This is a genomic window from Psychrobacter sp. 1Y11 (genome assembly GCF_052259045.1).
GTDB lineage: Bacteria > Pseudomonadota > Gammaproteobacteria > Pseudomonadales > Moraxellaceae > Psychrobacter.
The window spans coordinates 39,316-61,069 of the sequence record NZ_JBQQER010000004.1 but is presented as its reverse complement, the minus strand read 5'-3'; the positions used below and the strand labels follow the sequence as shown (position 1 = coordinate 61,069).

The 21,754-nt window shown below is 44.2% G+C and carries 21 protein-coding genes; 9 read left to right on the top strand and 12 right to left on the bottom strand.

Translation table 11 applies throughout. The annotated features are described in order from the left end of the window. The first annotated feature begins 144 nt into the window (after positions 1-144). Positions 145-1,176 carry an LLM class flavin-dependent oxidoreductase gene (locus tag ACTXGJ_RS04770; protein WP_443565276.1) on the top strand — a complete coding sequence of 344 codons (1,032 nt, stop codon included), beginning with the start codon at positions 145-147 and terminating at the stop codon, positions 1,174-1,176. Positions 1,177-1,205: 29 nt separating this feature from the next. Further along, complete coding sequence (locus tag ACTXGJ_RS04765) at positions 1,206-1,376, top strand: hypothetical protein (protein ID WP_439243336.1); 171 nt, start codon at positions 1,206-1,208, stop codon at positions 1,374-1,376. A 90-nt stretch (positions 1,377-1,466) separates the two neighbouring features. Here ACTXGJ_RS04765 and ACTXGJ_RS04760 read toward each other — a convergent pair whose 3' ends face one another. From ACTXGJ_RS04760 to ispF, 6 genes are all read right to left on the bottom strand, one after another. Beyond that, positions 1,467-1,676 (bottom strand): ChaB family protein, encoded by a 210-nt coding sequence (locus ACTXGJ_RS04760; protein WP_443565275.1) that lies wholly within the window; start codon positions 1,674-1,676, stop codon positions 1,467-1,469. Between the two features lie 132 nt (positions 1,677-1,808). After that, on the bottom strand, positions 1,809-2,768 hold the full coding sequence (locus ACTXGJ_RS04755; RefSeq protein WP_443565274.1) for an AEC family transporter: 960 nt from the start codon (positions 2,766-2,768) through the stop codon (positions 1,809-1,811). 79 nt (positions 2,769-2,847) lie between these two features. Further along, the gene (mnmG, locus tag ACTXGJ_RS04750) at positions 2,848-4,743 is read right to left on the bottom strand and encodes a tRNA uridine-5-carboxymethylaminomethyl(34) synthesis enzyme MnmG (RefSeq protein WP_439243342.1); all 1,896 of its coding nucleotides are present in this window, start codon (positions 4,741-4,743) and stop codon (positions 2,848-2,850) included. Positions 4,744-4,878: 135 nt separating this feature from the next. Further along, positions 4,879-5,406 (bottom strand): hypothetical protein, encoded by a 528-nt coding sequence (locus ACTXGJ_RS04745; RefSeq protein WP_439243344.1) that lies wholly within the window; start codon positions 5,404-5,406, stop codon positions 4,879-4,881. Positions 5,407-5,580: 174 nt separating this feature from the next. Next, a complete protein-coding gene (gene grxD / locus ACTXGJ_RS04740) occupies positions 5,581-5,931 on the bottom strand; it encodes a Grx4 family monothiol glutaredoxin (RefSeq protein WP_439243346.1) in 351 nt (116 codons plus the stop codon). Between the two features lie 254 nt (positions 5,932-6,185). Continuing rightward, positions 6,186-6,689: a 2-C-methyl-D-erythritol 2,4-cyclodiphosphate synthase gene (ispF, locus tag ACTXGJ_RS04735; RefSeq protein ID WP_439243471.1), complete on the bottom strand. Its 504-nt coding sequence runs from the start codon at positions 6,687-6,689 to the stop codon at positions 6,186-6,188. Between the two features lie 237 nt (positions 6,690-6,926). Here ispF and mnmA point away from each other — a divergent pair, with 237 nt between their 5' ends. From mnmA to ACTXGJ_RS04715, 4 genes are all read left to right on the top strand, one after another. After that, the gene (mnmA, locus tag ACTXGJ_RS04730; RefSeq protein ID WP_443565310.1) at positions 6,927-8,132 is read left to right on the top strand and encodes a tRNA 2-thiouridine(34) synthase MnmA; all 1,206 of its coding nucleotides are present in this window, start codon (positions 6,927-6,929) and stop codon (positions 8,130-8,132) included. A gap of 80 nt (positions 8,133-8,212) precedes the next feature. Then, complete coding sequence (locus tag ACTXGJ_RS04725) at positions 8,213-10,000, top strand: hypothetical protein (protein WP_443565273.1); 1,788 nt, start codon at positions 8,213-8,215, stop codon at positions 9,998-10,000. Positions 10,001-10,146: 146 nt separating this feature from the next. Further along, on the top strand, positions 10,147-11,538 hold the full coding sequence (gene purB, locus ACTXGJ_RS04720) for an adenylosuccinate lyase (protein WP_443565272.1): 1,392 nt from the start codon (positions 10,147-10,149) through the stop codon (positions 11,536-11,538). Positions 11,539-11,557: 19 nt separating this feature from the next. Then, positions 11,558-12,196, top strand: coding sequence for a DUF2238 domain-containing protein (locus ACTXGJ_RS04715; protein ID WP_443565271.1), 639 nt, complete (start codon positions 11,558-11,560; stop codon positions 12,194-12,196). A 7-nt stretch (positions 12,197-12,203) separates the two neighbouring features. Here the strand turns inward: ACTXGJ_RS04715 and ACTXGJ_RS04710 are convergent, their stop codons facing one another. Next, the gene (locus ACTXGJ_RS04710) at positions 12,204-12,389 is read right to left on the bottom strand and encodes an NF038104 family lipoprotein (protein WP_439243354.1); all 186 of its coding nucleotides are present in this window, start codon (positions 12,387-12,389) and stop codon (positions 12,204-12,206) included. Positions 12,390-12,538: 149 nt separating this feature from the next. Between ACTXGJ_RS04710 and ACTXGJ_RS04705 the strand changes: the two genes are divergently transcribed. Then, entirely contained in the window at positions 12,539-13,717 is a 1,179-nt protein-coding gene (locus ACTXGJ_RS04705; protein WP_443565270.1) for a JmjC domain-containing protein, read from the top strand. Between the two features lie 205 nt (positions 13,718-13,922). Then, on the top strand, positions 13,923-14,084 hold the full coding sequence (locus ACTXGJ_RS04700) for a hypothetical protein (RefSeq protein WP_198013373.1): 162 nt from the start codon (positions 13,923-13,925) through the stop codon (positions 14,082-14,084). Between the two features lie 195 nt (positions 14,085-14,279). Here ACTXGJ_RS04700 and ACTXGJ_RS04695 read toward each other — a convergent pair whose 3' ends face one another. Further along, a complete protein-coding gene (locus tag ACTXGJ_RS04695) occupies positions 14,280-14,960 on the bottom strand; it encodes a YoaK family protein (RefSeq protein ID WP_443565268.1) in 681 nt (226 codons plus the stop codon). Between the two features lie 181 nt (positions 14,961-15,141). Then, positions 15,142-15,951 (bottom strand): enoyl-ACP reductase FabI, encoded by an 810-nt coding sequence (locus ACTXGJ_RS04690; protein ID WP_439243360.1) that lies wholly within the window; start codon positions 15,949-15,951, stop codon positions 15,142-15,144. Between the two features lie 262 nt (positions 15,952-16,213). Between ACTXGJ_RS04690 and folE the strand changes: the two genes are divergently transcribed. After that, positions 16,214-16,810, top strand: coding sequence for a GTP cyclohydrolase I FolE (gene folE / locus ACTXGJ_RS04685; protein WP_439243362.1), 597 nt, complete (start codon positions 16,214-16,216; stop codon positions 16,808-16,810). A gap of 107 nt (positions 16,811-16,917) precedes the next feature. On the opposite strand, the gene msrB is transcribed toward folE, so the two are convergent. The 3 genes from msrB to ACTXGJ_RS04670 all read right to left on the bottom strand — a co-directional run bounded on the left by msrB (position 16,918) and on the right by ACTXGJ_RS04670 (position 21,754). Further along, positions 16,918-18,135, bottom strand: coding sequence for a peptide-methionine (R)-S-oxide reductase MsrB (gene msrB, locus ACTXGJ_RS04680; RefSeq protein ID WP_439243364.1), 1,218 nt, complete (start codon positions 18,133-18,135; stop codon positions 16,918-16,920). A gap of 254 nt (positions 18,136-18,389) precedes the next feature. Beyond that, the gene (locus ACTXGJ_RS04675) at positions 18,390-19,703 is read right to left on the bottom strand and encodes an iron-containing alcohol dehydrogenase (RefSeq protein ID WP_443565266.1); all 1,314 of its coding nucleotides are present in this window, start codon (positions 19,701-19,703) and stop codon (positions 18,390-18,392) included. Between the two features lie 413 nt (positions 19,704-20,116). Further along, complete coding sequence (locus ACTXGJ_RS04670) at positions 20,117-21,754, bottom strand: ABC transporter ATP-binding protein (protein WP_443565265.1); 1,638 nt, start codon at positions 21,752-21,754, stop codon at positions 20,117-20,119.

Here is a 21,754-nt window from a genome sequence, read left to right as displayed (position 1 = left end):
TAACACAGCCCTTTATAAACTTATGATCTGCCCCATTATATAGAGTATCAAGCGCTCAAGCTTTCTATAAGCAGCCTTAAACGATAATAAAAAAGACTGCCTAAAGCTTATTCACGCTTATCACTACTCAATAATAGGTGAGATATGACCAACAGTAATACTGATACCATTCCTTTATCATTTTTAGATTTAGCCCCTGTACCCGAAGGTAAAACCATAGCTGAAGGCATCGCCCAAACCGTGCAAATGGCGCAAAAAGCGGAAGAAGCCGGCTTAAACCGATATTGGATGGCTGAGCATCATAATATGGCGGGTATTGCGAGCGCCGCGACCTCTGTACTTCTGTCACATATCGGCAGTCAGACTGAGCGCATCCGTATTGGTGCAGGTGGTATTATGCTGCCAAACCATGCACCGCTTGTCGTCGCTGAACAGTTCGGTACGCTACAAGCGCTATATGGCGATCGCGTTGATTTGGGCTTAGGCCGTGCACCGGGTACTGATGGCGCGACCTTTCAGGCGCTACGTCGGCAGATGAAAGATGCCGAGCGCTTCCCGCAAGATGTGCAAGAGCTGATGTATTTTTTAGGCGATAATACCGATAGTAGTCCAGTACAAGCTTTTCCTGGCGCCAAATCAAAAGTGCCGGTGTGGATTTTGGGATCTTCGACTTTTGGTGCGACATTAGCGGCGCATTTAGGTCTGCCTTATGTGTTTGCTTCGCACTTTGCTCCGCAAATGATTGCTCAAGCGATCAAAGCTTATCGCGACAACTTCAAACCTTCCGTTTATCTTGATAAGCCTTACTTGATGCTAGCGGCAAACTTACTGTTAGCCGATGACGATGATACGGCAAATTATCACTTTAGCTCAGCGCAGCAGAGTTTTGTACGCTTGCGCCGCGGAGAAAAAGGACAAATGCCAAAGCCTGTGGCTAATATGGGTACTATTTGGAGCCCAGCAGAAAAAGCGATGGTCGATAGTGCCTTATCAGTTTCTTTCATAGGCTCGGTCGAGACAGTTAAGCCTAAGCTTGCTGCTTTTATCGACCGCTACCAACCTGACGAGCTCATTGTTACCGCTAACGTTTATGACCAAGCGGCTCGCCTACGTTCATTCGAGCTAATATCTCAGTTAAATTTGTTTACTTTACAAGGTGATGCAGCCGTTGCATAATAACTGAAAGCATTGATTGGAAACCTGACATGGAAGCTACTCCTGTGATCGCTGCATCGTTGTTTATTGGAAGCTCTATATTTTTGTATATAGTCGCTTTTATTATCGTTCTCGTGTTTTTTGGTTATTTAACTTATCGTGTCAGCCCAAAAGGTAAATCTCGGCGTGAAGAGCGACGCAATCGTAACAAACGCCATTAAGCAAACTCTTTAATTTTAGCGTAAATAAAACCTCCTACTCGCTAGAGCAGGAGGTTTTTTAATCGTTATTTTTAATTATGTATACTTAGGCTATTTATGGTCAGGCTTTTTTACCCACTTGCCTTTATCATTTTTATGATAGACGTTTTCGACTGCAGCCCATGCAGTGGCAAACCAACGCGACTCGTCATCATATTGCTCGCTAGCACTATTGAAAGCGGCTTGAAAAATCTCTTGCGCGTGTTTAGGTAAGTTATCTTTTACACTGTCAGGTAAGTTTGATAATTTATCGTATGGCATCATATTTTCCTTTTTATTTCAAATGTTGATTTATATTAAAAAGGAAAAGGCCATACCACTATAAGGTTTTAGTTAAAGCCTGTAGGCTTTTATAAATGTAAGGTTTTTAGATTATAATTCCTATCAGTACGCTTACATCAATCCAAACGTTCGCAATACCGCCGCCCCTATCGCCATCCCAAACAATCCTACTACTGTCGTGAATGCCAAGATATTTGCCGCTAATATATCATTACCACCCATTGCCTTGACCATCACATAGCTTGCCGCGGCGGTTGGTGATGCGACCATCAAAAATAACACCCCCATATGCACGCCCGTTAAACCAAATGCCAAACCGATAGCGATAGCCAGTAGCGGCGCAATCACAATACGGCCTATACTCGCTTGCATCGATAAGCCTGACAGACTGAGCATCGCTTTTAGGTTGATACTTGCGCCCGCACAAAGTAGCGCGAGCGGCAATGCCACTGCTGCGAGTAAATCACCAGTATGATGAATAACCGAAGGCACAGGCGGCAGTGGTAGTGCTTTATAGGCAAAAGCCGCTAGTAGCGCTAAGATAAGCGGATTAGTAAATACCTTTTTTATCACCATCAAGCTGCGGCTCAGGCGGGTATCATCTAAGCTTTTTGAGACGCGGCTGAGAGTAATGACCGCTAGGATATTAAACAAGATAGTGACGATGCCCATATAGACCGCGCCGATACTCAGGCCAATATCGCCATAAGCGTTGGCAACGGTTGCCAGGCCGATAATCGCCATGTTGCTGCGAAAGATACCTTGGACGAAGACACCTTGATCGGCGCTAGCGGTGATAAAGCGCTTGGCATAAATCTCGCTGCCAAAAAATAAAATAAAGGTAACCACTACCCCTGCTGTTATTAAAGTGACTTGCTTAGCATAATCAACCTCACTATCGACGACACTGAAGAATAGCAAAGCTGGCAAGCAGTAATTAAAAACAAAATAAGAGGCTTGATCGATAAACGCTTGGCTGACTTGTCCGCGTTTTTTCATAAAAAAACCCAACCCCATCAAGAAGAGGTTGGGTAGTACGATAGTAATAGCAAAAATAACCGCAGCGATCATAAGTGACTCACGTCAATAAAACGTTAACTCATGGTTTTTAGACAAGGCTTTTAAGTAGCCTTGTCGCAATAATAAAAACCTATGACTCCAATGCCGACTTAGCTTTTTTCTGCTTTTTAACTGTCATCGCGAGCAACTGGATAGCAGCAGGTGTGACCCCGCTAATACGTCCTGCTTGCGCTAGCGTGGCTGGACGTACTTTACTGAGCTTTTGCACAATTTCGTTAGACAACCCAGAGACAATATTATAGTCAAAATCTAATGGTAGCACAGTATTCTCTAAGCGCTTCATTTGTGCGATATCTTCCTGCTGACGATCGATATAACCGGCGTACTTGACTGAAATCTCAATCTGTTCTCCAACTTGCGTATCGACTTTTGAATCGGTAATAGCCGCGATATCAGCGAAGTTGATTTGTGGACGCTTTAGCAAGTCGTAGGCGGTTGCTTCTTTAGATAATACTTCCCCGGTTTGCGCGGCGACTTGTTTGCCTAAATCATTAACAGGGGTCGCCCACATGTCTTTGAGACGCGCAGATTCGCTAGTTATGGCCTCCATCTTCTGCTCATAGGCTTGCCAGCGGTTATCATCGACCAGACCTAATTTACGACCGGTCTCAGTCAAGCGCTGATCAGCATTATCTTCGCGTAGGAGCAGACGATACTCAGCACGGCTGGTAAACATGCGATACGGCTCAGTAGTGCCATGAGTGATCAAATCATCGACGAGCACGCCCAGATAAGCCTCATCACGGCGCGGCGTCCACGTCTCATAATTGCTGTTATTAGTGGTCTCCAAAGCAGCATTAGTTCCTGCTAGTAGCCCTTGCACGCCAGCTTCTTCGTAGCCGGTAGTACCATTGATCTGACCGGCGAAATAAAGCCCATCAATAGACTTAGTTTCCAGCGTCGGCTTGAGGTTTTGCGGATCAAAATAGTCGTACTCAATGGCATAACCAGGGCGAGTAATATGCGCGTTCTCAAGTCCTTTCATACTATGAATAAACTCAAGCTGTACATCGAACGGCAAGCTGGTTGAGATACCGTTGGGATAAAGCTCATGAGTAGTGAGACCTTCAGGCTCAATGAATATTTGATGACTATCTTTATCGGCGAAACGATGAATTTTATCTTCAATCGATGGACAATAACGCGGGCCCACACCTTCGATCTTACCTGAGAACATCGGCGAGCGATCCAGACTCTCACGAATAATGTCATGAGTACGCGCGTTGGTATGGGTAATGTAGCAATTAACTTGCTCAGGGTGCATTTGGGCATTGCCCATGTAGCTCATCACTGGCAATGGCGTATCGCCCGGCTGTACGGTCATGACACTAAAGTCCACCGTGCGCGCATCGATACGCGCTGGTGTGCCCGTCTTAAGGCGACCCACAGGAAGTTTTAACTCGCGCAGACGATCGGCAAGTTTAATAGAGGGCTGATCCCCTGCGCGGCCGCCTTTAGAGTTCTCAAGACCGATATGTATGACCCCGCCTAAGAAGGTTCCTGAGGTCAATACAACGGTCTGAGTTTTAAAAATAATACCGGTTGAAGTCACAACAGCGGTCGCGCGACCATTCTCAACTAAAATGTCGTCTGCGCCTTGCTGAAATAAATCAAGATTCGGCTGATTCTCAAGGGTATGACGGATAGCCGCTTTATAAAGAATGCGATCGGCTTGCGCTCGCGTGGCACGAACTGCTGCACCTTTACGACTATTTAGCACGCGAAACTGAATGCCCGCCTTGTCGGTCGCCAAAGCCATAGCACCGCCTAACGCATCAATCTCACGCACTAAGTGCGATTTACCGATACCGCCGATAGCAGGGTTACAGCTCATCTGGCCTAAGGTCTCGATATTGTGCGTCAATAGCAAGGTCTGCGCACCCATACGCGCTGCTGCTAGAGCGGCTTCGGTCCCCGCATGACCGCCGCCGATGACGACTACGTCGTAATGTTTTGGGTATTGCATTTGTGCCTCGCTTGATAGATATCGACCCAAAAATAAGGACATCAACATCTATCGTATTCAGTGATTTAAAAAATGGCTAGAGAGTTGAAATTGGTGCTAATTATAGCAATTTTTTGCCGTTATTAGTGAGCCGCATTAATCAAACTTTATATTCTTACCCGCGCTAAGTGGCACGATCTGATCGGAATGACCACTTACTAGCATATGCTGACTACCATGACCTTCTGGATTAATTTGTAAATAAGCATTCATCTGTCCAATCGCTTCGCCATCATCAGTTGCCAGTATTTTCTCTTTAATCAAATCGACAGGCGGTAGCGGCAGGTTCTTTAATAAGGCCAAGCGCTGCTCATTGTCGCCTTTGTTGACGACAATATCGATAAGCTGACGCGCATCGACCGGTAGATCTGGCGTATTTTGTGCGAGCAATGCCAAATGATAAGCACCCGCTGCATCTTGATCAGCGACGATACGCTGCTCGATTGCGGTATAAGTACCCTCTGTCGCACCGCCTGCGACGCTGAGCTGGTGAATACATCTGAGTGCTGAGAAGTCTTCGTTGTTTGCCATCTCAATAATGCGCGTTGATTCATTCTTTAGATGCTCGCGTCGTTTTTCTAAAGCGGCATCTTCATAAGCTTGTGCATTCGTTTGATTAGTCATAATACCCTCTTATTGTTTATATCGTTATGCAGCCATATATGGGGATAAATACGCCAAAAACAATAAAGCCTGAGTCAGCAGCGCATGGCTGACTCAGGCTTCGACTTCAAAGCTTAGTGTTGTTCCAGGTTTCTACTCAAGATTTATATGGTATCCATACAATCTTGTTGATAACTAGGCCGCCGGGCTATTGGCTTCAACTAACGGCTTAAGCTCGCCTGATTGATACATCTGCAAGATAATATCTGAGCCGCCCATAAGCTCACCATCGATCCACAACTGCGGGAAAGTCGGCCAATTAGCCACTTTTGGCAAGGTCGCGCGAATCTCTGGATTTTCTAAGATATTAACAAAGGCAAACGGACGACCGATTTGGGTTAATACTTCGATAGAACGCGCTGAAAAGCCGCATTGCGGAAACTGCGGTGTGCCTTTCATGTAGATCAATACTTTGTTGTCTTTAATTTGATCACGAATCAATTGTTCGACATCGTTGGCAGCGGTATTTGGGGTTTGCTCGCTCATAAAAGCTCCTATTAACGGCGGTTATTAAAGATATTGCTTAGCGTTATGTGCTACATGGGGTAGAGATAAATTTATTGCAAGCCGTTTGACTGCAATTTATTTTTGTAGATTATTTTTGGTTAGGCATCTGATGCTTAACTGATTACTTAACTGAATATTTAAAAGACAGCTTTTTTCTCAAATAGAGCATTGAGCTTGTTCATAAGCCTTATTTTAAAAATTTATTATTAATAACTATTCTTAAAAACTAGCCTTCAGGACTTATCAGTCATTAAAAGGACTACGGCACTTGCCATGATGCCCTCTTGGCGACCGGCAAATCCTAGCTTTTCAGTGGTCGTGGCTTTGACACTGATATTGCCAATATCAGTTTGCAGATCGCTTGCGATATTAGTCCGCATCGCTTCATTATACGGCGCAAGCTTGGGGCGCTCACACATCACGGTAATATCAGCATTACCAATCTTGTAACCAGCATCGATTATTTTGCCATACACATAACGCAGTAACACTCGAGAATCAAGCCCAGCATGCGCGCTATCGGTATCAGGGAAATGCTGACCGATATCACCCATCGCCAGAGCGCCAAGCAGAGCATCTGCGAGTGCGTGCAGCACCACATCGCCGTCCGAATGCGCCAGCAAGCTATGGGTGTGTTCAATCGGTACACCCGCTAGTATCACGTATTGCTGCTGTTCACCATTATTATGAAAAGCATGCACATCGATACCTTGACCTATTTTTATCATAATTATTATTCCAATTTTCCAAAATGAATTTATTATTTAAAAATGCGCTTCGTTATATAGCAAGTCAAAATATTCAAAATCTAAAAAACAGCTATTGAGTTAATCAACTGAGTTTTCGAGCGTTTAAAGGGCAAGACACGCCACTGATTTGAATTAACTGGTATAATATGACGCCTATATTATCACAAATTGTTGAGCGCTCTTTTTATGCCCGTTACGTCAACTATGCAAAATACTTCTACCGCCATGCTCGAGCTTATTCACGCCCATCGCGCTTTAAACCTTGCTGACATTCCAGACCCAAGTCAGGTGCGAGTGATTGTAGGTATGTCAGGCGGTGTCGATTCGTCAGTATCAGCCGTTCTCTTACAGCAAGCAGGGTTTATGGTCGAAGGTCTGTTTATGAAAAACTGGGAAGAGGACGATGGCACCGAGTATTGCACTGCTATGGACGATCTGGCCGACGCGCAAGCAGTCTGTGACAAAATCGGTATGAAGCTGCATACCGCCAACTTTGCGATGGAATACTGGGACAGAGTTTTCGAGCATTTCTTAGCAGAGTATCAAGCGGGTCGTACCCCCAACCCTGACATCTTATGTAATAAAGAGATTAAATTCAAAGCCTTTTTGGACTATGCATTAACCTTAGGCGCTGACTATATCGCCACTGGCCACTATACACGTCGCAGCGTCAACTATACCAATGATAACGACGTAGAAGTGGCGCAGCTATTACGTGGTCTTGATAATAATAAAGATCAAAGTTACTTCTTGCATGCGGTTGGCGGTGACAAAATCGCTAAGACTTTATTTCCTGTTGGCGAGCTTGAAAAACCAGTCGTACGTCGCATCGCCGAAGAGCATGATTTAGCGACTGCAAAGAAAAAGGACTCAACGGGTATCTGCTTCATCGGTGAGCGTCGTTTTAAAGACTTTTTGCAGCAATACTTGCCGGCACAAAAAGGCGAGATCGTCACTGATGATGGTCATGTTATCGGTCAGCATGATGGGCTAATGTACTACACCTTAGGACAGCGCGGCGGTATCGGTATCGGCGGCGTAAAAGATCGTCCTGAGGAGCCTTGGTTTGTGCTAGCCAAAGACTTAGATAACAACCAGCTAATCGTTGGCCAAGGTCACGAGCATCCGATGCTCATGAGTACTGAATTACAAGCTTATAAAATGGACTGGGTCGATGGTCTTGCGCCCAAAGCTGTTTTTACTAGTGAAGGCTTAAGCTGTATGGCAAAGTCACGCTATCGTCAGCCTGATCAAGCGTGCCGTGTGTTTGCTATCGATGAGCAAGGTCTGCAAGTAAAAGTCGTCTTTGATGAGCCGCAGCGCGCCGTAACTCCTGGTCAATCGGCCGTGTTTTATATCGATGAAGTGTGCTTAGGCGGCGGGGTTATTGAGTCTATCAATGCGCCGCGCTCAATAACGTCTGACTCATAAATAATTTTGTTGCCTTAGGATATTTCATGAGTTATCGTTTTTCATCTATTATTTCTTCTAAAAAGATTTCAAATGAGACTATGAAATACCCTATTGCATTTGCTGTAGCTATTGCTTCTTGTCAAACCTACGCAGCGCCATCGCCAACGGGTTTTGGTACGTTTACTCGTGATGCAACCCCGAAAGCTGGAAGCGTCGTCTCTGGTCGTTATACTACCCTAACAGGCGCTAAAGGTACCTATACTATCTCAGCAGGCGCTAGTATAGGTTATAGTGGTAGAACCTTTGCCGTTGGTAATAACGGCGTTGAGATCAAAAATGAGGCCGATACTAATATCGCGAATGATAGCTTTACTTATACCTTTGCGATTACTCCTGATGATAATACTGCTATTCATACTATAAAGATTGGTCAAGCAAGCTATACCACAGGAGGTAACTCGGAGGTTGCGCGTCATACGCTTAGCTATACGCCAAGCTCTGCTATTGACGCTCCTAGTCGTGTTTACGTCAAAGAAAACGCAAGTGTTCCTTTTTATTACCAAGCGATGGGCGACTACTTCATGGGTAGAAGAGAAACCTCTACTTCTGACAGCTTTGTTTATAATGACCCTAACACCCTGCCTTCACCACAACTACGTGCAAATAGTAATAGTGAGTTATATTTTTATCGCTTAGATTTCCTCAACGGTACTAATCTAGGCAATAACAGATTTAGACCTAGCACTAATAATAGTGGTCAAGTTAGTATCAGAAACAACGCCAATGGCTTTTTGCCTAGCCCTGCAACCTTTACTAACATCCTAAAATCAACCTCAACTAATCCTAACAATCAAAATACCTTTTCTCCACTATCCGTCGGTGCCAGTAGCAGCAATACTCGAAACGTACAATATATCAGTTATGGTATTGCCAATGCTGATAGTAGTTATGTGGTAGCGGTTGAAAATGCCAGTTCTGTTGAGCTGACCTACGAAGGCATCATGAAGGGTAGCAACGCTATCCCAGGGGAGACTATCGGTGAGACATTTAACGAATGGATCAGTTTCGGGGTCGAGAGCGAACTAGTCAATTATAAGTTTTCCGGATCGGTATATAACGACAACGGAAATATAAATGATCAATTTGCAAAAGACAATCCCGATACAATAGGCGGTGTCTATAATAACGAGCAGTATTTTAACGGTATTTTTGATAGCAATGAGTCAGGTATCGCCGGTAGTACAGTTAGCTTGGCAAGTAACTGTAACAGTTCCACACCCAATATTATTGCCAATCAAACGGTGACGGCAGCGAATGGTAAGTATAACTTTATAGTCCCAATCAGAACGATTAATAATAGCAATTCTATCTGTATCATCGAGAATGACAATAGCAACTATCCTATCCGTACTACCATCGCTAAACAACCTATTTTATTTAATACTAATCAGTACCTTTATGAAGATATCAACTTTGGCAGAGTTATAGCAGCCAATAAAGCCTTGGTTCTTTTAAAAGAACAAGCCGTTAATGATTGTACTATCTCAACATTGATGCCTTCCTCGCAAAATAATCTCAGTTATAGTAAAAAGGAGTTGGAAGGTGTAGATCCTGGACAATGTATCGCTTATAGAATCACTGCGACCAACCGCGCCAATTTGCCAATCACTGACTTTGTAATGCAAGATGTTCTACAAAAAGCTGGTATCAACAATGCGACTGTCACTTCGGTACTGGCCAATCCAGCACGTACATCAGGCGATTTTAATGACGGCTTAAATGTCGGTGAAAATGGCACTGTTAAAACCGCACCTTTAGCCTTAGACGCAAAAAGCCAACGTAACTTTTATTTTAATACTAAATACGGTACGACCACGACGCCCTAATTAAAGGCTGACATCAATAGATTCCTTTATTAAATCTGTATTTCTGCTATATTACGCGCATCAAATTTAACCACTCACTTATGTAGCGATTTTCAATGGCTATAACTTTTGCAGTTTTTAATTTCATAACTATTTGAGGCATGACTATGACTCCACTTACCGCACTCTCCCCTATCGATGGTCGCTACGCGTCAAAGGCCGATAGCTTACGCCCCTATCTATCAGAGTTTGGACTAATAAAAGCCCGCGTCACCGTTGAGATTCGTTGGTTACAGTCTTTGGCAGACAATCAAGCTATCGGTGAGCTGGTCGCATTTGATGATGAGACTAATGATTTTTTAAACAGTATTGTTGATAATTTTAGTGAAGACGACGCGCAAGCAATCAAAGATATCGAAGCGACGACCAATCATGATGTTAAAGCGGTTGAGTACTTTATTAAAGATAAGTTCCGCGGTAATCAACAACTAGAAAACAGCCTAGAATTCATCCACTTTGCCTGCACCAGTGAAGATATCAATAACCTATCGTATGCATTGATGCTGAAAGATAGCCGCGAGCTGGTAGTTGCCAAAATGCAGCAAGTCACCGATAGCATTGTCGATTTAGCCATTACTCATAGCGATCAGCCGATGCTCTCACGTACACATGGGCAAACAGCAAGTCCAACAACGCTCGGTAAAGAGATGGCCAATGTCGCTTACCGCTTAGCGCGTCAAATCAAACAAGTCGGTCAAGTCGAACTATTGGGTAAAATTAATGGCGCAGTTGGCAACTACAACGCGCACTTCTCAGCCTATCCTAATGTAGACTGGCAGACGCATGCTGAGCAGTTTATCGATCAGCGCTTAGAGCTAAGCTTTAACCCTTATACCACGCAGATTGAGCCGCATGATTATATTGCTGAGCTGTTCGACGTGGTTAAACGCTTCAATACTATCTTAATCGATTTTAACCGCGATATCTGGCAGTACATTAGCTTAGGCTATTTTAAGCAGCGTCTAAAAGACGGTGAAGTGGGCTCATCCACTATGCCGCATAAAGTCAACCCTATCGACTTTGAAAACTCAGAAGGCAACTTGGGCGTCGCTAATGCCATGCTTGCCCACTTAGGTGAGAAGCTACCTATCTCGCGTATGCAGCGCGATTTATCAGATTCTACAGTACTACGTAATATCGGTGTCGGCCTTGCGCAAAGCATGATCGCTTATGATGCTTGCCTAAAGGGTGTAGGGAAATTAGAAGTCAATCCTCAGCGTTTAAATGATGATCTTGAGCAAGCACAAGAAGTACTCGCAGAGCCCATTCAAACCGTGATGCGCCGCTATCGTGTTGAGAACCCTTATGAAAAATTAAAAGCCTTAACTCGTGGTAATGCGATGACACGTGAAGCGATGCTCACCTTTGTAGAGAGCGATGAGCTGTCTGCCGTTAGTGACGCCGATAAAGAGCGCTTACGTAACCTAACGCCTGCCACTTATACCGGTAATGCTGCAGAACAAGCACGGTCTATCAATGACTGGATTGCCAAGCTGTAGTTTATGATTTAATTTAGTCATGATTTTACTGCCAAAGGCCATACTGGCTAGCACTGTTCTAGTATTGATTACCATAGTGCTAGCGAGTATTGAGCCCCTGGCTTGGTCGAGTTACCTACTCCACCAAGCCGGTACTTTGCTGTTTATGGCTGTGATGCTCTTTTTGTATCGTCACTGGCATCTTAGTAACAGCGCTTATGTACAAGCCATGATGTTTTTAATCATTCATATTATTGGGGCGCGTTATCTATATTCGTACGTGCCTTATGATGAGTGGACGCAGGGATTAATTGGCGTTAAGGTAAGCGATATATTTGGCTGGCAGCGCAATATGTATGACAGACTTGTACATTTTAGCTATGGGCTGCTATTATTTGCGGCGATGTATGAAAGTTTGGAACATATTTTTAAAATTAAATCAGTAAAAGCACTGATTGCCATCACCCTAATGCTTAACATGTCCACTAGCTTACTTTACGAGTTGTTTGAATGGAGCCTTGCGATGACGATGTCACCCGAAGCGGCCGAAGCCTACAACGGTCAACAAGGCGATATGTGGGACGCCCATAAAGATATGGCTTTGGCACTCTTCGGCGGGCTCATAGCGGCAGGAGGTTTTGTCCTAAATGCTCGATATTCGCAAATAATGGCTAAATAAGCGCGAATTAATCGTCTTTTTTATCATCATCACTATCGCCTGGTATGATGGCTTTGCCGACAGCAACTGTACCTTTAACAACCCCTTTGGTAGTTTTATAAGCGACTTTAGCCGGTACAGTAACAATTTTGTGTACACAAGCTTGTAGGACAAACATGCTTGCGATAATAACGATAAAATGCAGTTTTTTCATAACATTCCTATGAGTTGAAAAGCTTTTATTAAAAGCGTTGATAACATCAGTATGAGCGTTCAGCTAGGCGATAATCATAAACTATAAAACCCCTTCTATAAACCCATCCTCATTATTAATCTTATCCCTATTTTAGATATGGACTAGCTATGACTTTTATTCCCCCTTGTTTACCCGACACTATCACGCCTGAGCAGTTCTTGAGCGAATACTGGCAAAAAAAGCCGTTACTTATTAAGCAAGGTCTGCCGCAACTGATCGATATGTTTGAGCCTGACGATATGCTCGGCCTAGCGTTAGAAGAAGACGCTTCGGCGCGGCTGCTGACCCAAGCGGCAACTAAGCCAGCAGATAAGCCGCAGTGGCAGCTTAAAAAAAGCCCCTTAAGCGAAGCTGATTTTGACAACCTGCCAGCACAGTGGACCGTACTCGTTCAGAATATGGAACAGTGGTCGCCTGAGCTTGGACAGTTATGGCAAGCGTTTGACTTTATACCTCAGTGGCAACGTGATGACATCATGGTCTCTTACGCGCCCAAAGGCGGCTCTGTCGGCAAACACTATGACGATTATGATGTGTTTTTAGCGCAAGGCTACGGGTCTCGCCGTTGGCAGCTGGGAAAATACTGTGATAAGAATACGGAGTTTGTTGCTGATGAACCGATAAGGCTGTTTGATGACATGGGCGATATTATCTTTGATGAGGTGCTACAAGCAGGAGATGTCTTATACGTACCGCCCAAGCTCTCGCATTTCGGCGTGGCCCAAGAGGATTGCCTAACTTTTTCTTTCGGCTGCCGTCGTCCAAACTTAATGCAAATTATTGATAGTCTAGCTGATATCGCCACCAGTGATAGCAATTTATTTATCCCAATGCTACTACCACAAGCGCAGCAACCCTCTGGCGAACTACAAGCGGAGAGTATTAAAGCGATAAAAATCCAGTTATTACAAATGCTACAATCCGCGCACGGTGATAATATAATTGGTCAAGCGGTAAGCGAGGTCGTCAGCAAGCGCCAATATGATGCGCTCGTTCCAGAAGAGACGTTAGATACTGATGAGCTGATGCAAGCCCTAGCGGATGGCGCGACCCTACAAGCTGATTATAGTAATCGGCTGCTCTATCATAAAAGCGCCGATGGATTAAGCTTATACGCCAACGGTCAACGCCTTGACGGTCTTGATACTATTGCAAAACAAATACTGCAGCGTTTGGCAGATGGTGAGGCTCTGCAAATAGATGATGTCGCAGACATTGAGCCTGATGACTTAATGGAATGGCTAGAAAACGGCTGGATATGGGTAAATGTTGCTGATGAGTTTTGAATATGACTACTACTTGTATGACTAAAAGACCTAAGTGTTTTCTGAAGTAAATCTATTGAATGAGTTACAGTTCCAGCGCATTAGAGAGATATGTTACACTCAGACACTAAAGTTATGCAGTTATACCGTGTACATGTCTTTAGGCTTCAATCATACTTATTGGGTATACTTATGAATATGAAACAACATCCACTAGGAGTACCTCATGTCAAATCGCGATAAAACTGATGCAACTACCAAGATGGCACCTAATGATATTAATCAAGACGGTCTTTCTGAAAAAGATCAACAACGTACTGACGATTCAGCTCTCGATATGATGCAAGGTATGCATGAGCATGAAGATCATGAAGACGAGAATGAATAAAGCAGACAAAAGACAGACAAGTCGTTGATAACACTTATCATTTAGCCTTTTTTAGAGCAATAGTGATATATAGACTTTTATAGCTAACTAGTATAGCTAATAAGTAATCGAAATTAAGGAGCGCTTATCATTAACGATAAGCGCTTTTTAATGGATAGATACTTTGTTGTATGCTCTATAGCAGTGTGATGGACTTTATAAAGCAGGCGGACGTCTCTCAGGTAGCCGGTCCAAAGTTTGGTTATATAAAAATGCCGCTGCTAACACGATAACGATAGGAACGATAAAAGCAGCATAGTTGACTTTAGCAAATAAAAAAGCCCCTACTACGCCGCCGCCACAAAAGCAGTACCAAATAATGGCTTGAAAGCCTAAAGTGGGCTTACTAATAGCGCGTCCTGCTAGCCAATTACCAATAGCAGCACCCATATCTGAAGTCAGTCCTGTTAAATGCGTCGTACGAATCACCGCGCCACTATAAGTCGCTACCATGGCATTTTGTAATCCGCAAGCCATCGCTGCAGTGAGCTGACCTAGATAAGCATGCTGCTGATAGAGCCAGTAGCTCGCTATTAACAGGAGCGCTTCTAAATATAGCGCGCGTCCGTAACGCCGGCCTAATTTTAAAGAGTTTTGTCCGATGATAAAGCCGCTTAATACCGCGCCTATCAAAAAAGCGATTAAAGATGCGCCAATGAACAATACACTAGGACCATCAAAATGAGCGATGGCGGCCGAGAATAAACTTACATTACCCGTCACATGCGATACGGATAAATTGGTAAAACCCATAAGCGCCACACTGTTGACGCTGCCAGCACTGAACGCTAGCACCGCCCCGCCCCAGAGTATCCATTTCGGTAGTTTGGTTATCATAGCTCTCGCCTACGCACTGTTTAAAAACAGCTCATCATACACTAAATATCGCTCATAAAAAAAGGCAGCTAGGCAGCCGCCTTAATATTAGATAACAAGCATTATGATAGCTTTTTAGAAACAACCATTTAAAGCTATCTTTTAGGATTGATAGTACCTTTAGGACTGACAGTAATCTACGTTATTTATCCGTCTCATCCAGCATCATCAGCTGCTCGCTGATCGCAACGGTATTGAAGCCGGCATCAACGAACATAATCTCACCGGTGATACCAGATGCCCAAGGTGATAATAAAAATAGCGCGGCGTTACCGACTTCCATCTGATTAATATTGCGCTGCAAAGGCGCTATTTTTTCGCTGATATCAAGCATCTTACGAAAGGACTTGATACCACTAGCAGCAAGAGTGCGGATAGGGCCTGCTGAGATGGCATTGACCCGGATACCTTCTCCGCCCATAGAGGTTGCTAGATAGCGTACGCTCGCCTCTAAGCTTGCTTTTGCCATGCCCATGACATTGTAGTTAGGTAGTACTGAGATGCTGCCTTCATAGGTTAGTGTCAGCATAGAGCCGTGACGCATCGCTAATAATTCGCGGGCCGCTTTGGCTAAAGCGACAAAGCTATAGCTTGAGATGTCATGAGCGATATGGCTGCCCTCGCGGGTGGTGGCGCTGACAAAATCGCCGTCTAATTGCTCCATAGGGGCAAAGCCGATAGCATGAACCACCCCATCGATACCATCACCCCAATGCGCTGTCACTTGCTCAAAGCAAGCAGCGATAGAAGCATCAGAGGCGACATCACATTCAAGGACTAAGTCTGCTTCAAACTTCTCAGCAGCCATATCGACGCGTTTTTTGATTTTGTCATTAGGGTAAGTCAGAATTAATGAGGCACCTTCACGGTGTAATGCCTCAGCGATAGCCCAAGCAATAGAGAGTTTGCTGGCGATACCAGTAACGACAAAACGTTGGCCTTGAAGTAACATAATAGGTCCTTATAAAGCAGTTATAATTATCTAAATCTTCGGGTTCTTATTATACACGAATCAATTTAAGTAAACAGTCGTAAACTAAAATACTACTAGCGTAATTGACAGCGGTATGAAGTTGCGCTGATTTCAAGTATAATCACAACCCTTCCAAGCTTGCACATTCTTTATAAACCCTCAGCAGTCCAAGATAAACGCTCTTGGGTGCGAAAGGCTTTAGCGTTAAGCGATACCCACATTTTGGATGGCTGTCAAAATTATGAGTAATGACTCAACTCTAGCATCAAACTATCAAGAAACCATCGAATCTTATCGTCAACTGATAGGGTCAACCGGTGAAGACCTAGAACGTCCGGGCTTACAAGATACGCCTATGCGGGCGGCAAAAGCTTTTGCTCATCTGACCCAAGGCTATCATCAAAACCTAAGCGATATCGTCAATGATGCGGTATTTCCATCGAGTAATCGTGAGCTGGTGTTGGTCCAGAATATAGAGTTTTATTCTCTGTGTGAGCACCATATGCTACCCTTTCATGGTCTTGCGCATATTGGCTACTTGCCCAATGGCCAAGTCTTAGGACTATCAAAATTTGCTCGGATTGTGGATGTATTTGCGCGTCGCCTGCAAATTCAAGAGAACTTAAGCGAGCAAGTGGCGCAGGCCATCATGGATGTGACTGGCTGCCGCGGGGTAGCAGTGGTGATGGATGCCTCGCATATGTGTATGATGATGCGCGGTGTTAGTAAGCAGCACTCTACGACTCGTAGTACGGCTATGCTTGGCGAATATGTGCATGATAATCAAGCGCGTAATGAATTTTTAAATGCGCTGCCTACCCGTCGAGCGGCGTTTTAATTTTTGAAACGATTATAAATCATTAAATAGCTGACAAATACAAAGTTAGAGTCAATAAAAAGGACGCTCGAGTGCGTCCTTTTATTATTGAAATATAATCTTAGAGCTTAACTCGTTGCTTTTACTTCATCGATCCACTTACCATACCCTTCTGCTTCCATATCCGCTAAAGGAATAAAGCGCATCGCCGCTGAATTCATACAGTAACGTTTGCCCGTTGGCGCAGGACCATCATTAAATACATGACCGACGTGTGAATCTGCATAGCGACTACGGATCTCGGTACGAGTTGAGAAAAACCCTTTGTCTTCTTTTTCAACGATCATCTCAGGATCCAACGGACGTGTAAAGCTCGGCCAGCCGGTACCAGATTTGAATTGATCGCGAGAAGAGTACAAAGGCTCTCCTGATATCACATCAACGTATAGTCCTGGTTCTTTATTGTCCCAATATTCATTGTTAAAGGCGCGCTCAGTCCCCTCTTCTTGCGTGACTTTATATTGGATATCGCTTAAAGACTGCTTCAGCTCTTCTTTACTGGGCTTTACGAATGATGCAGGGTTAAAACCTGGGCTTGCCGCTGTTGTTGAGGTGATTTGCTGTGTATTATTCATAGTAACCTCAGCGTCTTTGGGTTTAAACTGACTAAAGTCTAGCTCATAATCCTTGCCATAGACACTCTCAATAAACTGATAGCGTCCCGAGTTGAAGGTATAAGCCTTATAACGTAGCGGATTCTTTTTATAATAATCTTGATGATACTCTTCGGCAGGATAAAAGGTTGTAGCAGGTACGATCTCTATTACTACTGGTTTTTCGTATACGCCAGAGGCTTGCAGATCTTTTTTAGCTGCTTCTGCTATTTGTCTTTCTTGCTCATTGTTATAGAAAATTGCCGGACGATACTGAGTGCCTCTATCGACAAACTGGCCTTGATCATCAGTAGGGTCAGCAATACGCCACAAGGCTTGTACGATACCATTATAAGTTATTTTGGTAGGGTCATAATAGACCTGAGCGGCCTCAGTATGGCCAGTGCCACCCGCTGACACATCACTATAAGTTGGGTTGTCAGTCTGGCCACCACTATACCCTGAAACGACTTCTACTACGCCAGGAATCTTCTCATAGCCTGCTTCTACACACCAAAAACAACCACCCGCTAGCGTCGCTACTGCTAAATTGGGATCTGTAGGAGCATAAGGATTATCAGCACTAGGGTTTTTTATGGTAGAGCTACTCTCTGTGGAGGCACAGCCCGCTACTAGAGCGCTACTAGCCAATACCGCCATACTCATAACTTTGATTTGTCGTTGAAAACTCATAAAACACTCCTAACAGTTTTGTTTGGATAATATAGCCTTATTAAACTATAGTAACGCTTAAGCATCACATAAATATTCTATTCTTGTTATATATTTATTATTTATGGTTTCTAAATAGTCAATCATTCTAGTTAACGTCTATTAAACGCTTTGTAAGAGTTGTTTTGAATAGAAAAGAGCCTATTACCTTGCGGTGATAGACTCTAATTATACTAATAATACATTGATTTAAACTAGATCAATTATGGAAGCGATTAAGCAGTTTTTTTATTTTGAGTGTCACTATTAGACCGATCTTCACTGGTGGTTTGTATTTTTTGTAAGATCTTCTTGATACCCGCTGGTGGCATATAAGTGGGCACTGCATAAGTGTCGCTGACTTCCTTGGCGGCAGCTTTGGCGATGTCATCGTAATCCGTCTTTTTCATGCCTTTAACGGTAGGATCAATGCCGACTGTTTCGATTAGCTGACGGACTTGCTCGATAAAGTAATGGGCCAGCTCCTTATCCGTTTTGGTCGCTTGACCACTCTCAACGATGCCTGTTTTTCTAGCGAGCTTCGCCAATCTTTTCTCTGATCCTTTACGGTTGACCTCTAACACATAAGGCAGAACGATAGCGTTAGCGCGCCCGTGAGGAATACTATAATGCGCGCCTAATTGATGAGCGATGGCATGCACATAGCCCAAACCCGCTTTATTAAAAGCGATACCGCCATAATGCGCGGCTATGCCCATCTCTTCACGAGCCTGCAAGTCCTCACCGTTCTCATAAGCGATTGGCAGATATTGCATTACCGCTTTGGTGGCAGAAGCGGCATAATAGTCCGTCTCAACGCTAGCATTAGCACTCATCCAAGCCTCTAAAGCGTGAGTCAAAACGTCAATACCCGTATCAGCAGTGATGTGCTTAGGCATCCCTTTCATAATAACTGGATCGATAGCCGCCGCTAATGGAATCATTCTAGGATCGATTGATAGCGCTTTTTGATGCGTGTCATTGTCCGATACTACTGCGCCAAGCGTCGCCTCTGAACCGGTACCGGCGGTCGTTGGAATACAATACAGCGGCACTCCTTTCTTTCTTGCCTTAAGGATACCGATAAGCTTTTGCGGCTTACAGTTATTGCCTTGTGACATTGCGATCATCTTGGCTGCATCAATGACTGAGCCGCCGCCGATAGCGATTATCGCATCGCACTTAGCACTGACCGTTTGGCTTAGCCCTTCTTCTACTACGGCAAAAGTAGGGTCTGGAGTGATGCCATCATAAACCTGGTAGCTGATATTGTGCTTGTCTAAATAGTCAGTGACTTTTGCTGGAATACCAAGCTTATTGAGTACCGCATCGGTCACGATAAAGACGTTAGTGCCGCCTTCATTAATAACCATGTCGCAAAGCTCAGCACAAGCGTCTTCACCGACAAATAATAAAGGTCTTGGTAACGGAATAAGGTGCGAGAATACTTTTAGCGCTTTAGCACGCGTTTTTGCAACGGCTAAGTAGCCGGCATGCTGCAATTTATCGTTGTTCATGAGTTTTGCAAGAGGAGAGTTTGTAGCGGCCATAGAAATATCCTTTTCAATAATGCGGCGATAAGTGAAGCAAACACTAAACGACTGTTTGTGTGAATTGTACCATTGTCATTATAGATATATTGCGATTATTATGAACTCACATGTTTTAGTCAATATTTAGTAGTGACTGCTTATATACTCTGGTAGTTGTCATAAACAAATAACAATCGATACTAAATAGTAAATTAAAAAAGTAAATGATCATCCGCTTATAGTCAGATCAAAATAAAGTTGTTATAACTTTGAACGCGCTACTGTTATAAATTTCACTTGCGTGCTGTTATCACAGAGGCTGCGTAAAATTCATCCTAGCAGCGCTATGACACTTTCAAAGTAATTCGACTATAGAATAATAGCCCTTTCTGGAAGCCAAAATAACTTTTATTGACGGTTAGCATCTTATACTATGAAGCACTGGCCTGTAACAAGCGCTGAGAATAAGGATGCTGCGGATGGTTAAATAACTTCTCTGTCGCCCCTGTTTCTACGCAAACGCCTTGTTTTAGCACCATAGTATGCTGACACAACGCCCGCACTACCTTTAAGTCATGGCTAATAAACACGTAACTGATGTTAAATTTAGCTTGGATCTCGCGTAATAACGTCACCACCGTCACTTGTGTGGTGCTATCGAGCGCGGAGGTCGGCTCATCCAATATCAGCAGCTTCGGCCTCATCACTAGCGCTCTTGCTAACGCAACCCGCTGGCGCTGACCACCAGATAGCTCATGCGGATAACGATGGACAAAATTAGCTGGTAGATGCACTGTTTCAAGACTCTCCAACACGGCTTGCTGACGCGCCGCCTTAGCAACGCCCTGCACTAATAGCCCCTCTTCGACCACCTGCATCACAGTCATGCGCGGATTAATACTAGCAAAGGGGTCTTGAAACACCATTTGAATCTGAGAGCGAAACTGGCGGAGTTGGCTGCTACTCAAAGCGAAAAGATCCTGACCATCGATGAGCACTTGTCCGCGCACACGTGCTTGATTACTCAGCAGTTTACTCAGTGCCAATGCAATGGTGGTCTTACCAGACCCCGACTCACCAACGATACCCAACGCTTGACCAGCAGGTAAGGTCATGTCGACCGTTTTTACCGCTTCAAACCAGCGTTTAGTGCCGCCAAATAAGTTTTTTTCTATCGGAAAATCAACTTGTAGATGATTAACCTGCAATACGGGAGTTTTATTATTAATCGTATCCGCTCCAAGTCTTAGGGCTTGCCCAAAGTCTTGCTGCATTAGCGTGCGGGTATAGTCCGCTTTTGGCTGGGCAAAAATAGCTGCGGTTTTGCCTTGCTCAATTGTTTGACCTTGTTGCATAACGATAATCTCATCGCTGTAGCGCTTGACTAGATTAAGGTCATGACTGATTAAGATCATCGCCATATTATGCTCAGACTTTAGGCTATTTAATAGCGCTAATATCTCGTGTTGCAAAGTCACATCGAGCGCGGTAGTTGGTTCATCGGCGATTAGAATATCAGGCTGCTGTGCCAATGCCATCGCAATCATCACCCGCTGGCGTTGACCGCCTGAGAGCTCGTGCGGATAGCGGTTTAGCTTATCAATAGGATCAGTAATATTGACGTCATTTAACAGCTGGACGGTGTGCTCGCTCCACTTCGACTTTGCTATGCCGTTTAGGCGCAGCGATTCGGCGATTTGCTTGGCGACAGTATGTAGCGGATTGAGCGCAGTCATCGGCTCTTGGAATATCATGCCAATGCGCTGACCACGAATGGATCTGAGCGCTCTATTTTGCGCCTTATCTTTGCTGTGGTTATTAGTAATGGGCAGGTGCGTTACTCCATCGAGTAAGACATGGCCACTGGCGCTTAGGCTATTTGGCAGTAATCCTAACAGTGCTAGGCTGGCGATTGACTTGCCTGAGCCCGACTCACCAACGATAGCGAGCGTCTGACTTTGATGCAGCTGATAGGTTAAATTATCGACTAATATGGTCTTGTTATCTGCCGTGATAGTCAGGTCTGTGACGCTTAAAACAGGTAAGTTTGGCTTAGTATTATCAGTCAT